The sequence below is a fragment of the Bradyrhizobium sp. Ash2021 genome (assembly GCF_031202265.1).
In the GTDB taxonomy this organism is placed as follows: domain Bacteria; phylum Pseudomonadota; class Alphaproteobacteria; order Rhizobiales; family Xanthobacteraceae; genus Bradyrhizobium.
This window is the reverse complement of sequence record NZ_CP100604.1, coordinates 7,965,761-7,979,313: the sequence shown is the minus strand read 5'-3', so window position 1 is coordinate 7,979,313 and position 13,553 is coordinate 7,965,761. Positions and strand designations below refer to the sequence as shown.

Here is a 13,553-nt window from a genome sequence, read left to right as displayed (position 1 = left end):
AAGAAAGTGCCTGTTGAGCGAACCCCTCACCCAAGCGAGTTGGTTGTCGGCGCCGCAGTTGCCCTCTCCCACAAGGGGAGAGGGCGTTGCGATTGGCATCGTCTGAACCTCACTCCTCTTCCTCGCGCTTGCGCAGCAAATCCCTGGCGAGGTCGGCGAGCGCCGGGCGCGGCAGGGCGGTGAACGGCAGCGGGCGGGTGACGTCGATGGCGGCGAGGCCCAGCCGCGCCGTCAGCAATCCGTTCAGCATGCCCTCGCCGAGCCGCTGCGAGAGTTTTGCGGCGATGCCGTGGCCGAGCATCTGCTGGATCAGGCTGTCGCTGGCCGCCATGCCGCCGGTGATGGCAAGATGGCCGATGACGTGGCGCATCAGGCGGATCATGCCGAGCGTGCCCGGCCGCCCGCCATAGAGCCGCGCCAGTTGCCGGATCATGCGCAGCGACGCCACGAACACGAACAGGACGTCGAACAGCGCGCGTGGGCTCACGGCGGTCACGATGGAAACCCGCTGCGCCGCTGATGACACCAGCCGCCGCGCCTCCTGATCGAGCGGTGACATCAATTCGCGTTCCGCCAGCTTAATCATGTCGGCGCCGTCGATGATGTCGTCGGTATGGCCCTGCAGCGATGCGCGGGCGCGCGCCAGTTGCGGGTTCTGGTGCGCCAGCTTGAGCAGATCGCCGACGATGGCCCGGCTGGCGGCGCGGTCGTCGCTGAGCAGCACCTCTGCGGCGCGCAGATGCAGTTTTTCGATGGTGGCAAGCCGCGCCAGTCCGAAGGCCTCGCGCGCGATCACGACGGTCAGCGCCAGTGCGGCAACCGACGAAAACGCCAGCCCGAGGAAGCCGAGGCTTTCGCTGCGCGCAAACAGATCCTCGATCAGGTTGACGACGCCGAGTCCGGAGCCGAGCAGCACCAGCCCTGCGACTGCGGCCCAGAACACCGCACCCCAGCGAAGGCCGCGCCGCACCGGGAGCAGCGGCGCGTCGATCGGCACCGGCAGCAGCGCGGGGTCGGGTTCCTTGGTGATCTGGACCGTGCCGCGGGCGGGGCGGCCGGTGTCATCGGGGTCCACCACGATCACGCCGGGATCGTCGAGCTTGAAGGTCGCCGGCCGCCGATGAGACGTTTTCTCGCTCATTGCAGTCTGTCTCCGATCAGGAACTGGAGGGCGCGGTCAAGGCGGATGTGAGGCAAGGCCGGCTCGTCCTCGCTGTCGCGTTCGAGCTGCGGCGGCCGGAACCGCAGGAAGCGGAAATCGGCCTTTTCGGAAGGCGTGCTGGAGAGGCCGCGAAACTCGCCCTTGAACAGCGCTTCGGGGTCGCTGGGCAGATCGCCAGGAAAGGTCGCGACCTCGGTGTTGCCGTCGAACGTCTCGCCATCGGCGATTTCGCCGGGCGCGGGCATCCCGAGGATCGAGGGCAATTTGTCCCGGCCGCGTGCGACGGTTGCCTCGCGGGTGGCGCGCACGGCGGCCAGCGCCACGACGTCGATCGCGGCTCCCGTATGTTCGGCGCGATCGGCGGCCTTGGCGACCGCGCGCCGCAGCACCGCTTCGAGGCGGTCGTGGCTCGAATGGTGCAGATGGTCGGCCTTGGTGGCCGCGAACAAGATGCGGTCGATCCGCGGCCGGAACAGGTTGCTGAACAGCGTGCTGCGACCGATCCGGAAACAATCGAGAATGCCGGTCAGCGCCGCCTCCAGATCGTGCAGCGCTTCGGGCCCGGCGTTGAAGGCGGCGAGCGCATCGACCAGCACGATCTGGCGATCGAGCCGCGCGAAATGATCGCGAAAGAACGGACGAACCACGACGTCCTTGTAGGCCTCGTAGCGCCGCCGCATCATCGCCCACAGCGAACCGTCCGGTGCGGTGCCGTCGGCTGACACGTCCAGCGGCGCAAAGGTCAGCGCCGGGGTATTGGCCAGATTGCCCGGCATCAGGAAGCGGCCGGGCGGCAGCAGGCTCATCGCAAAGCGCTCGTCGCGGCAGGCGCGTAAGTAATCCGTGAACAGTTTTGCGGCCGCGCGCGTCGCCTGTTCGTCCTCGCGGCCCTCGGCGCTCAGCGTCTTCAGATGGTCATGCCACGGCACCGCCAGTTTTGCGCGCGGCCCCTCGCGCGACAGCGCAAGGCTCTCGGCGGACCATTGTTCATAGCTCTTGTGGAGCAGGGGCAGATCGAGCAGCCATTCGCCGGGATAGTCGACGATATCGAGGGTCAGCGTGCGGTCGGCGCCGTTTTGCCGCTGGTAGTCGATCACCAGCCGTAACTCGGAGATATCGACGGTCGAGTTCGGCCAGTGCCGCTCCTCGATCAGGGTGCGGACGTGGTTCTCATAGTCGAACCGCGGCACCGCGTCGTCGGGCTGCGGCTCCAGCCGGGCGCGGGCGATCCGCCCGGTCGCGTAGGGCTCGAACACCGGAAAACGGCCGCCGCGGGTCAGGCCGTGGATCAGCGCCGTGATGAACACGGTCTTGCCGGCGCGCGACAGCCCGGTGACGCCGAGCCGCACCGTCGGATTGAACAGACTGTCGCCGTAGTCCAGCAGGGCCCGCGCCGACAGGCGCGCTTCCTCGATAATATCCTGAATACGGGGGGGCATGCGGGGGCGGCACTCGCGAGAAAAAAGCGGGCAATTGGCGGGATATCACCCCGAAAGTGGCGATTGGCGGGCCAAAATCAAGCTTCACATTTCGGACGCGATGACCGGTCAAGGGTTTGAACGGTTCGTTGACCTCCTGAGACCTATGTTTTATCGCTGACGAAAGTGGCCAGGCCGACATGACTGTCTTTAGACTGAAGCAACTCGCCTCGACGTCGATCCAGGCCGCGGCCGGGGCCATGCATTGGAACTACGACCGGGCCGAGCTGATCGCCGACGGGGTCGTGCATGTCGTTGGCGTCTGTTTTGGCGTCGTGGCCGCCACCGTCCTGATCGTGCTGACGGTGGTTTACGCCACCGCGCTCGACGTCGCCGCAGTGTCGGTCTATGTCGCGGGCCTGCTGGCGATGCTGGTGATGTCGGCGACCTATAATCTCTGGCCGGTGTCGCGCGCCAAATGGGTGCTGCGCCGCTTCGACCATTCGGCGATCTATGTGCTGATCGCGGCGACCTATACGCCGTTCATCATGGAACTGAAGGGCAGCTATTTCGCCATCGCACTCCTGATCGGGGTGTGGTGCGTCGCAATCGTCGGTGTCGCGCTCAAGCTGGCGTTGCCCGGGCGTTACGACCGCCTCGCGGTGGGGCTTTATCTGGCGATGGGCTGGAGCGGCATGATGCTGTATGACAAAGTGGTGAAGGCGCTGCCGGCCATGGCGCTGGGCTTCATCTTCGCGGGCGGTGTACTGTACAGCCTCGGGGTGATCTTTCACGCCTGGCAGCGGCTGCGTTTCCAGAACGCGATCTGGCATTGCTTTGTGCTGATGGGCGCAGCCTGCCACTACACGGCAATCCTCAACGTGGTTCTGACCTGAAAACAAAAACATAAAGGGGAGAACGACCATGCAGGTGGCTGGCAAAGTCGTGGTTGTGACCGGTGGCGGCAACGGCATCGGAAAGGCGCTGTGCGAGGCGTTTCATCGCGCGGGCGCGGCCAGGGTGGTGGTCGCCGATATCGATCCCGACAGCGCACGCGCCGTCGCCACGCCGATCGGCGGGGCGGCCTTCAAATGCGATGTCGGCAAGGAAAAGGACATCCTCCACGTCATCGAGGAGACCGAGCATCAATTCGGCCCGATTGCGCTGTTCTGCTCCAACGCCGGCATCGGCGGCGGCTTCGATCCGCTGTCGGTCAACGCCGGCGGCACCTCCGACGAACCCTGGTCGCGAAGCTGGGCTGTTCACGTCATGGCGCATGTCTATGCCGCGCGGCACCTGATTCCGCGCATGAAGGCGCGCGGCGGCGGCTATTTCCTCAACACGATTTCGGCGGCGGGCCTGCTGTCCCAGGTCGGCAGTCCGGCCTATTCCGCCACCAAGCACGCCGCGGTGGGCTTTGCGGAAAATCTCGCGATCTCGCACAAGGCGGACGGCATCAAGGTTTCGATCCTGTGTCCGCAGGGCGTCGATACCAACATGCTGCGGTCGATCCCGAAGGGCCCGCAATCCGGCGACGGCGACCTGACGCCGGAGCAGGTGGCGCAGGATGCATTGGCGGGGCTCGAGCAGGAGACCTTCGTGATCCTGCCGCACCCGCAGGTGCTCGGCTACATGCGCAAGAAGACCGAGAATTACGACCGCTGGATATCAGGCATGGCGAAGATCCAGGCCAGGATGCGGCAAGCCTACGGGAAGTGAGGGCCGTTCGTCATTCCGGGGCGATGCGCCCTCAACGTCATTGCGAGCGAAGCGAAGCAATCCATAGCGCGGCGCAACGGATGGATGGATTGCTTCGTCGCTATCGCTCCTCGCAATGACGTTGATAGAGCTTAGCTCTCAGCCCTTCTGCGCGTAGAGCAGCGGCACCGCGGAATCCACCGTCACCTCGATCAGGCTGGTGCCGTGACGCCCGAGTCCGCGCTTGAGCGCGGCGGCGAGGTCGGATGATTTGCTGACGCGAACGGCGTCGCAGCCCATGCCTTCGGCGAGCTTGACGAAGTCGATGTCGGGCAGTTCGAGGCCGGGCACGTTGCGCACCTGCATCACCTGGCTGAACGAGCGCATCGCGCCGTAGCCGGAATTGTTGAGCACCACCACCGTCAGCGGCAGCTTGCGTTGCGCTGCGGTCCACAGCGCCTGGATCGAATACATCGCCGAGCCGTCGCCGATCAGGCAGACGGTCCGGCTGCCGGGACGGCCCAGCGCCATGCCGACCGCGGCCGGCAGGCTGTAGCCGAGGCCGCCGCTGGCCATGGTGTAAAAACTGTCCTGCCCGCGCATCGGCATGAACTTTTGCATCGCCGGGCGATGCGACGGGGCTTCTTCCACCAGCACGTCCTGCGGCCCCATGGCGGCGGAGAGCGAATGCAACAGAAACTCGACCGGGATCGGATCGGCTGCAGCCGGCGCCGGTGGCAACATCCGGCCGGTTGGTACCGCACGTTTGGTCTCGGGCAGCATTTCCAGCAGCATCGCCAGTGCCGGCTTCATGGTCGCGATGATGCTGGTGCCCGACGGCGTGACCGCCGCTGCGGTCGGATCGTCGGTGATCTGGAAAATCGTGGTGGCGCCGTCGAAGATCGAAGCGTGGCCTTCGACATGGAAGGTGAAGACCGGCGCGCCGATCACGACCACCAGATCATGCTCGCGCAGCGCATCCGAGAGCTGGCCGGGTGAAGCGTGCAAAAAACCCGCGAATTGCGAATGCCGTTCCGGAAACGAGCAGCGCGCCGAGAACGGACTGGCCCAGACCGCGGCCTTGGCCTTTTCGGCGACCTTCACCATCAGATCGACGGCCTCGGCGCGATCGACGCCGGGGCCGACCACGAGGGCAGGGCGCCTGGCTTCCGAAAGCGCTGCGGCCAGCGCCTTCATCGTTTCAGCATCGGGGCCGAGTTCGCGGCTGACCTTGCGGGCCTCGACCGGTTGCGTCGCGCGCGCCCAGTCGTCGATTGGCACCGAGACGAAGGTCGGCCCGCAGGGCGGCTGCATCGCGACGTAATAGGCGCGCGCGATCGCCGCCGGCACATCTTCAGGTCGCGCCGGCTCGACGCTGAATTTGACGTAAGGCCGCGGGAATTCCGTCGCGCGCTCGGCATAGAGAAACGGAGACAACGGCATGATCGAGCGCGCCTGCTGGCCCGCGGTAATGACGAGCGGCGTCTGGTTACGGTAGGCGTTGAAGATATTACCCATCGCATTGCCGACGCCGGCCGCGGAATGCAGATTGACGAAGCCGGCGTTGCGGCTCGCCTGCGCATAGCCATCGGCCATGCCGACGACGGAGGCTTCCTGCAGGCCCAGCACATAGTCGATGTCGTCGGGCCAGTCGCTGAGGAACGGCAATTCGGTCGACCCGGGATTGCCGAAGACTTTCTTGATGCCGAACGCGCGCAGCAGGCCGAAGGTGGCGTCCTTGACCGTGGTCGAGGCGTTCGTGATTTTGACTGGTTTGCGGGACGACACTTGTGACCCTCAAGATCTGGTTGCGTACTCTGTCATTCCGGGATGGTGCGTTAGCACCAGACCCGGAATCTCGAGATTCCGGGTTCGATGCTTCGCATCGCCCCGGAATGACGTCAACGTTCTACCACGTCGCCGTGCCCTTCATCGTGGGCTGGCCCTGTGAATTCGCGGTCCACAATTCCATGCCGGCGGCGGTGTCGTTGGCATTGACCGAAAACTCGCTGCCTTCGAACAGCGGCTGCACGCCGCGATAGCCAAGTTTCTTCGGCGGCGTGCCGCCATGCAGCTTGGCGGCGAATTCGACAATGAAAGCCGCCTGCAGCGGGCCGTGGAACACGAGACCCGGATAGCCCTCGACCTTGGTGACGTAGTCGCGGTCGTAATGGATGCGGTGGCCGTTGAAGGTCAGCGCCGAATAGCGAAACAGCAGCACGGGATCGGCCATATGGCTTTCGCGATGTTTTGCGACCGGAGCCGGCGGCGGCGCCTTGGCCGGTGCGGCCGGTGCTGCGCCCGACATGTCGCGATAGACGATGTCCTGCCGCTCACGGATCGCGGTGCCGCGCGGCGTCGTGATCGTGTGTTCGACCGAGACGAAGCACAACACGCCGGTAGAGCCGGTCTTCATCGTCACGTCGGAAATGCGGGAAGTGCGTTTCGCCTCATCGCCGACGCGCAAGGCGTCGACAAACTCGAGTTCGCCGCCGGCCCACATCCGGCGCGGCAGCGGCACCGGCGGCAGGAAACCGCCGCGGGTCGGATGGCCGTCCTGGCTCAGCTGCGACATCGCAAACACCGGCTGCGCCAGGCACCAATGCGTGGTGAAGGGGACTGCGTCGCCCGCTTTGGGTTCGCCGATCTCCTGGAACAGCGTCGCGCGCAAACCCTTCACCAGTTGCGCGGTGACGATGTCGGATGCCTCGGTGCTGCGGCCGATCCATTGCCGCAAATGGTCGAGATCGAGTTTTTCGGCGACGGCTTCGGTCATGATGATTTCGCCCGGACACGAGGGGTTTTCGGCAGTTCGCTGTGCTGGCCGATGCCGGGCACCGCGCCGTAGTGGCGGGGTTGGCCGACGAAGATCGCGGCCGGCGCGGCATAGGTCACCTTGCCGTTCGGCGTATCGACCTCGATGCGGCGCAGATGCGGATGCACGGCGAGATCGGCCATGGTGTTGACCTCGGCGAACGCGATGTCGGCGTCGGCGAGCTTCTTCAAAAGCACGTCGCGCGTCATGGCCGCAAAGCTGTCGCCGACGGTCTTGTCGGTAGCCACGCGGTTGCGGACGCGCTCGACCATGTTGGCGAAGCGGGGATCGCCTGGCAGTTCGGGCTGATCAAGCACCTCGGCACAAAGCTTCTTCCATTCGCGCTCGCTCTGGATCGAGATCAGGATGCCCTTGCCGTCCCTGGAGCTGAACACGCCGTAGGGCGCGATCGAGGGATGCGCCAGCGCCATCCGCTTCGGCGGATTGCCGGCTTCCGAATTGATCAGCGGAACCGCCATCCAGTCGGCCATCACGTCGAACATCGAGATCCTGATGTCGGCGCCCACGCCCGTGCGTCCCCGCGCGATCAGCGCCTCGAGGATCGACGCATGCGCGGTGGCGCCGGTGGCGATATCGACCACGGAAATGCCGACGCGCGAAGGCCCCTCCGGACCGCCGGTGATCGAGGCCAAGCCGCTCTCGGCCTGGATCAGCAGATCATAGGCCTTGCGGTCGGCGTAGGGGCCGTCGTCGCCATAGCCCGAGATGGTGCAGCAGATCAGCGCCGGATAATCCTTGCGCAGGCGCTCAAGCGAGAAGCCGAGCTTGTCCATCGATCCCGGCTTTAGATTTTGCAGCAGCACATCCGCGCCCGCGATCAGCGCTTCCAGCGCCGCGCGCCCTTCCCTGGTGGCGAGATCGACGACCATCGAATCCTTGCCGCGGTTGAGCCAGACAAAGTAGCTGCTCTGTCCCTTGGCTGCGGCGTCGTAGCCGCGGGCAAAGTCGCCCTCCGGCCGCTCCACCTTGATGACATGGGCGCCGGCATCGGCCAGCCGCGAGCTGCAGAACGGTGCGGCGACCGCCTGTTCGACGGCGACGACGATCAATCCTTCAAGCGGCAGCATCGGCGTTCTCAGTAGGAGCGGGGCATGCCGAGCACATGCTCGGCGACGAACGACAGGATGAGATTGGTCGAGATCGGCGCGACCTGGTAGAGCCGCGTCTCGCGGAACTTGCGCTCGACGTCGTATTCCTCCGCAAAGCCGAAGCCGCCATGGGTCTGCACGCAGGCATTGGCGGCGTCCCAGGACGCGTCGGCCGCCAGCATCTTGGCCATATTGGCCTCGGCGCCGCAATCGAGCCCGGCCTCGTATTTTCGGGTGGCTTCTTTGACCATCAGCTCGGCGGCGCGCATCGCCGCGTAGGCTTTTGCGATCGGGAACTGAACGCCCTGGTTCTGGCCGATCGGACGGCCGAACACCTTGCGCTCGTTGGCATAGGCGGTGGCCTTGGCGATGAACCATTTGGCGTCGCCGATGCATTCGGCCGATATCAGGATGCGCTCGGCATTCATGCCGGACAGGATGTAGCGAAAGCCCTTGCCTTCCTCGCCGATCAGGTTTTCCGCCGGCACCCGCATGTCCGTGAAGAACACTTCCGTGGTGGCGTGGTTCATCATGGTCCGGATCGGGCGAATCTCCAAGCCGTGGCCCTTGGCCTCGCGCATGTCGACGATGAACACCGACAGACCATCGGTGCGCTTCTTGGCCTGTTCCTTCGGCGTGGTCCGCGCCAGCAGGATCATCAGGTCGGAATATTCGGCGCGGCTGGTCCAGATCTTCTGGCCGTTGACGACATAGCCGTTGTTGCCATCGCGTTTCGCAAACGTCTTCAGCGACGAAGTATCGGTGCCGCTGGTCGGCTCGGTGACGCCAAAGGCCTGCAGCCGCAATTCGCCGCTGGCGATCTTCGGCAGCCATTTTGCCTTTTGCTCGTCGCTGCCGTGCCGCAGCAGCGTGCCCATGGTGTACATCTGGGCGTGGCAGCCGCCGCCATTGCATCCGGCGCGCTGGATCTCCTCGAGGATCGCGGCCGCCGCCGACAGCTTCAGTCCGGCGCCGTCATATTCCTCGGGGATCAGCACCGAGAGGTAGCCGGCCGCAGTCAGCGCATCGACGAACTCGCTGGGATATTTCATCTCGCGATCGAGCTTGCGCCAGTATTCACCGGGGAACTGGGCGCAGAGTTTGGCAACCGCGTTGCGGATGTCAGCAAATTCGTCGTTGTGGTGTTCTGTGGCGGTCATCGGAACTCGGTTGGAGGATCGAGGGTACGCATATTGGCGGTGCCAAATGCGCAGAGGCCGAAGAACTGCACCAGATCGCCGCGCTGCGCCAGTGCAAGTTCGGCATAGCCGGTTTTCACTTCGGCAAAGCCACCCGCGCCGGCAAAACCCTTCGCCGTGATCGATACGGCAAGGTCCGGCGGATCGGGGGCGGCGGCCAAGAAAGGGCTATGCCGGAATACGGACCGGCAACGACTCGATGCCGCGCACAAAACTGGAATAGACCCGCTTCGGCTCGCCGACCACCTCGATGCGGTCGAAGCGTTTCAGCATCTCCTGCCACACGATCTTGAGCTGCAACTCGGCGAGCCGCATGCCGACGCAGCGGTGAATGCCGAAGCCGAACGACAGATGGGTGCGGGGCCGGGCGCGGTCGATGATGAATTCGTCGGGCTTCTCGATGCCCTCCTCGTCGCGGTTGCCCGAGACGTACCACATCACGACGCGCTCGCCTTTTTTGATCTTCTTATCCCCGATTTCGGTATCGACCAAAGCGGTACGCCGCATGTGCGCCAGCGGGGTCTGCCAGCGGATCACTTCCGGCACCATGGAGTCGATCAGCGCGGGATTGTCGCGCAGCTTCTGATACTGGTCGGGATACTCGTTCAGTGCCAGCACCGAGCCGCTCATGGTGTTGCGGGTGGTGTCGTTGCCGCCGACGATCAAGAGGATGAGGTTACCCATCAGATTGTCGGAATCCATGTGACGCGTCGCGTCGCTGTGCGCCATCATCGACAGCAGGTCATTGCGCGGCGGGGCATTGACGCGCTCGTTCCAGAGTTTGCCGAAATAGGCCGCGCATTCGTCCATTTCGGCGCGGCGCTGCTCCGCCGATTCCACGATGCCGCTCTTGGGCAGCGCGGTCGAGACGTCGGACCAGCGTGTCAGCTTGCGCCGCTCTTCCCAGGGGAAGTCGAACAGCGTCGCCAGCATCTGCGTGGTCAGCTCAATCGAGACGCGGTCGACGAAATTGAAGGTCTCGTTGCGCGGCAGATTGTCGAGCACCTTGATCGAGCGTTCACGGATCAGTTTTGCGAGTTCGTCCAGATGCGTCGGCGTGAACATCGGCGACACGGTCTTGCGCTGGGCCGAGTGCCGCGGCTGGTCCATCGCGATGAAACTCGGCCAGTCGTAGCCCACCGGCACGTCGCGGATCGAGATACCGCCGAGTGAGACGTCGGAGGAGAAGATGCCGTGGTTGGTATCGACATGCATGATGTCGTTATATTTGGTGACCGACCAATAGGGCTCGATCGGCGCGTTGGTGCAGTAATGCACCGGCTCTTCCTTGCGCAGCCGTTCGAACCAGGGCCACAGCGTATCGTCCTGGAACAGCTTTGGCGCGCCGGGGTGAAAATCCTTCAGGGGCGTGGCATAGGCTTCTTCGCGCGCGAGGCGCAAAAGTTCGGCCCTATCGGCCCGGATGGCGGTCTGGACGTTCATCGGATCGATCCTTGAGCGCGCGTGAAGGAGTTGATTATCCGGCGATGCGGACCGGCAACGTCTCGTAGCCTTTGACAAAGCTGGAATACACCCGCTTGGGCTCGTCCACCACCTCAATCGTGTCGAAGCGCTTGAGGATTTCTTCCCAGATGATCTTCAACTGCAGCTCCGCCAGGCGCAGCCCAACGCAGCGATGGATGCCGAAGCCGAACGAGATGTGGGTGCGCGGCCGCGCGCGGTCGATGATGAACTCGTAGGGGCGGTCGATGGCCTCCTCGTCGCGGTTGCCCGAGACGTACCACATCACGACCTTGTCGCCCTTCCTGAATTTCTTGCCGCGGAATTCGATGTCCTCGAGCGCGGTCCGGCGCATATGCGCCAACGGCGTCTGCCAGCGGATCACTTCCGGCACGAAACTGTCGATCAATGCGGGGTTTTCGCGCAGCTTCCTGTACTGGTCGGGATGCTTGCTTAAGGCATAGATGCTGCCCGACAGCGTGTTGCGGGTGGTGTCGTTGCCGCCGACGATCAGCAGGATCAAATTGCCGAGGAAGTTCCTTGGGTCCATGTCGCGCGTGGCGTCGCTGTGCGCCATCATCGACAACAGATCGCTCTTCGGCGGCTGATTGATCCGCTCCTTCCAGAGCTTTGCGAAATAGCTCGCGCATTCCAGCAGCTCAGCCTGACGTTCGTCCTCTGTTGCGACCAGCCCGCCTACGCCGGGCAACGTCGTTGCGATGTCGGACCAGCGCGTCAGCTTGCGGCGGTCCTCCCAGGGGAAGTCGAACAGCACGGCCAGCATCTGCGTGGTCAGTTCGATCGAGACCCGATCGACCCAGTCGAACACCTCGTTTCTGGGCAAATTGTCGAGGCACTCGGTGGAGCGCTTGCGGATATTGATGGCGAGCTGGTCGAGATGGGTCGGCGTGAACATCGGGGCTACGGTTTTGCGCTGCGCCCCGTGCCGCGGCTGGTCCATGGCGATGAAGCTTTCGCGCCGCAAATCGGCGGGCGCGTCACGGATGGTAATGCCGCCGAGCGACGCCGCCGACGAGAACACCGAATGGTTGGTCTCGATGTCCATGATGTCGTTGTACTTGGTCACCGACCAATAGGGACCGAACATGCTGTCCTTGCAGTAATGCACCGGCTCTTCCTTGCGCAGCCGGTCGAAATACGGCCAGAAGGAATCGGTCTTGAACAGTTCGGGATCGCCCGGATCGAAGTCGGCCAGCGGCATGGCATAAGCGCGCTCGCGGGCGGCTTCCTGCTGGGCGTCTTTAGCAAGATCGATGGTCCCGTGCATGGGTGTCTCCCTGACTGGTATCCCACCGGAGCGTGGCCGGAGGGGCAATGTTTTACCCAATTACATCCCGAGCCGGGCGTCAGCGCAAGGGCTGCTTGCGCGCATTTGGCCGCATCGGCGACGCGGTCCGGCGAGGGGGCGATTCCGGCCCGTTTCGACCCGTGACAAGGGCATTGGCAGGGACTAAGGCTGTTTGAAACAACGTTTAATTCGCCGGAGGCCGCCCGACCATGATTCCCAACGCGTACCGGATCTTCAATTTCGATCTCGGCGAGACCGCGGATGCGATTCGCGAGACCGTCCATGCCTTCTCCTCGAACGAGATCGCGCCGCGCGCCGCCGAAATCGACCGGAGCAATCAGTTCCCGCGGGATCTCTGGCCCAAGATCGGCGCGCTCGGCCTGCACGGGATTACCGTCGAGGAGGAATATGGCGGCTCGGGCCTCGGCTATCTCGAGCATTGCATCGCGGTCGAGGAGATGTCGCGGGCGTCGGCCGCGGTCGGCCTGTCCTACGGCGCCCATTCCAACCTCTGCGTCAACCAGATCCGCCGCAACGGCAGCGACGCGCAGAAGCGGAAATATTTGCCGAAACTGATCTCGGGCGAACACGTCGGCTCGCTGGCGATGTCGGAACCGAACGCCGGCTCCGACGTGGTGTCGATGAAGACCCGCGCCGACAAGAAGGGCGACCGCTTCGTGCTCAACGGCAGCAAGATGTGGATCACCAACGGGCCGGTCGCCGATACGCTGGTGGTCTATGCCAAGACCGACCTTGACGCCGGTCCACGCGGCATGACCGCCTTCATCATCGAAAAAGGCATGAAGGGATTTTCCACCGCGCAAAAGCTCGACAAGCTCGGCATGCGCGGCTCCGACACCTGCGAACTGGTGTTCGAGGATTGCGAAGTGCCGGAAGAAAACGTGCTCAGCGAAGTCGGCCGCGGCGTCAACGTGCTGATGAGTGGCCTCGATTACGAACGCGCGGTGCTGGCCGCGGGCCCGCTCGGCATCATGCAGGCGTGCATGGACGTGGTGCTGCCCTACGTGCACGAGCGCAAGCAGTTCGGTGAGCCGATCGGCACCTTCCAGCTGGTGCAGGGCAAGATCGCCGACATGTACACCACCATGAATGCGTCGCGGGCTTATGTGTATGCGGTGGCGAAAGCCTGCGACCGCGGCGAGACCACGCGCGAGGATGCCGCCGGCGCCATTCTCTACGCGGCGGAAAAGGCCACCCAATGCGCGCTCGACGCGATCCAGCTGCTCGGCGGCAACGGCTACATCAACGACTATCCGACCGGCCGCCTGCTGCGCGACGCCAAGCTCTACGAGATCGGCGCCGGCACCAGCGAGATCCGGCGCATGCTGATCGGCCGGGAGCTGTTCGACAAATCGGCGTAG

At 64.4% G+C, this 13,553-nt stretch carries 12 protein-coding genes; 3 read left to right on the top strand and 9 right to left on the bottom strand.

The window, feature by feature from the left end; genetic code table 11:
• Positions 1-109: 109 nt before the first annotated feature.
• Both NL528_RS38470 and NL528_RS38465 read right to left on the bottom strand, forming a co-directional pair.
• Positions 110-1,141: a TIGR01620 family protein gene (locus tag NL528_RS38470; RefSeq protein WP_309179549.1), complete on the bottom strand. Its 1,032-nt coding sequence runs from the start codon at positions 1,139-1,141 to the stop codon at positions 110-112.
• Entirely contained in the window at positions 1,138-2,601 is a 1,464-nt protein-coding gene (locus NL528_RS38465) for a YcjX family protein (protein WP_309179548.1), read from the bottom strand. Before NL528_RS38465 ends, NL528_RS38470 begins: the two co-directional genes overlap by 4 nt.
• Before the next feature lie 179 nt (positions 2,602-2,780).
• On the opposite strand from NL528_RS38465, the gene NL528_RS38460 reads away from it, so the two are divergent.
• Both NL528_RS38460 and NL528_RS38455 read left to right on the top strand, forming a co-directional pair.
• Positions 2,781-3,476 carry a hemolysin III family protein gene (locus NL528_RS38460; RefSeq protein WP_309179547.1) on the top strand — a complete coding sequence of 232 codons (696 nt, stop codon included), beginning with the start codon at positions 2,781-2,783 and terminating at the stop codon, positions 3,474-3,476.
• Between the two features lie 28 nt (positions 3,477-3,504).
• A complete protein-coding gene (locus tag NL528_RS38455) occupies positions 3,505-4,299 on the top strand; it encodes an SDR family oxidoreductase (protein ID WP_309179546.1) in 795 nt (264 codons plus the stop codon).
• 138 nt (positions 4,300-4,437) lie between these two features.
• On the opposite strand, the gene mdlC is transcribed toward NL528_RS38455, so the two are convergent.
• The 7 genes from mdlC to NL528_RS38420 all read right to left on the bottom strand — a co-directional run bounded on the left by mdlC (position 4,438) and on the right by NL528_RS38420 (position 12,150).
• Positions 4,438-6,066 (bottom strand): benzoylformate decarboxylase, encoded by a 1,629-nt coding sequence (mdlC, locus tag NL528_RS38450; RefSeq protein ID WP_375143933.1) that lies wholly within the window; start codon positions 6,064-6,066, stop codon positions 4,438-4,440.
• A 121-nt stretch (positions 6,067-6,187) separates the two neighbouring features.
• Positions 6,188-7,054: a MaoC family dehydratase N-terminal domain-containing protein gene (locus tag NL528_RS38445; RefSeq protein WP_309179545.1), complete on the bottom strand. Its 867-nt coding sequence runs from the start codon at positions 7,052-7,054 to the stop codon at positions 6,188-6,190.
• Positions 7,051-8,181 (bottom strand): CaiB/BaiF CoA-transferase family protein, encoded by a 1,131-nt coding sequence (locus NL528_RS38440; protein WP_309179544.1) that lies wholly within the window; start codon positions 8,179-8,181, stop codon positions 7,051-7,053. Before NL528_RS38440 ends, NL528_RS38445 begins: the two co-directional genes overlap by 4 nt.
• Positions 8,182-8,189: 8 nt before the next feature.
• A complete protein-coding gene (locus NL528_RS38435) occupies positions 8,190-9,362 on the bottom strand; it encodes an acyl-CoA dehydrogenase family protein (protein WP_309179543.1) in 1,173 nt (390 codons plus the stop codon).
• Positions 9,359-9,562, bottom strand: a complete 204-nt coding sequence (locus NL528_RS38430; protein ID WP_309179542.1) for a hypothetical protein — start codon at positions 9,560-9,562, stop codon at positions 9,359-9,361. Before NL528_RS38430 ends, NL528_RS38435 begins: the two co-directional genes overlap by 4 nt.
• Before the next feature lie 7 nt (positions 9,563-9,569).
• Positions 9,570-10,844 (bottom strand): cytochrome P450, encoded by a 1,275-nt coding sequence (locus NL528_RS38425; RefSeq protein ID WP_309179541.1) that lies wholly within the window; start codon positions 10,842-10,844, stop codon positions 9,570-9,572.
• 34 nt (positions 10,845-10,878) lie between these two features.
• Positions 10,879-12,150, bottom strand: coding sequence for a cytochrome P450 (locus NL528_RS38420; RefSeq protein WP_309179540.1), 1,272 nt, complete (start codon positions 12,148-12,150; stop codon positions 10,879-10,881).
• A gap of 230 nt (positions 12,151-12,380) precedes the next feature.
• Here NL528_RS38420 and NL528_RS38415 point away from each other — a divergent pair, with 230 nt between their 5' ends.
• Complete coding sequence (locus NL528_RS38415) at positions 12,381-13,553, top strand: isovaleryl-CoA dehydrogenase (protein WP_074273421.1); 1,173 nt, start codon at positions 12,381-12,383, stop codon at positions 13,551-13,553.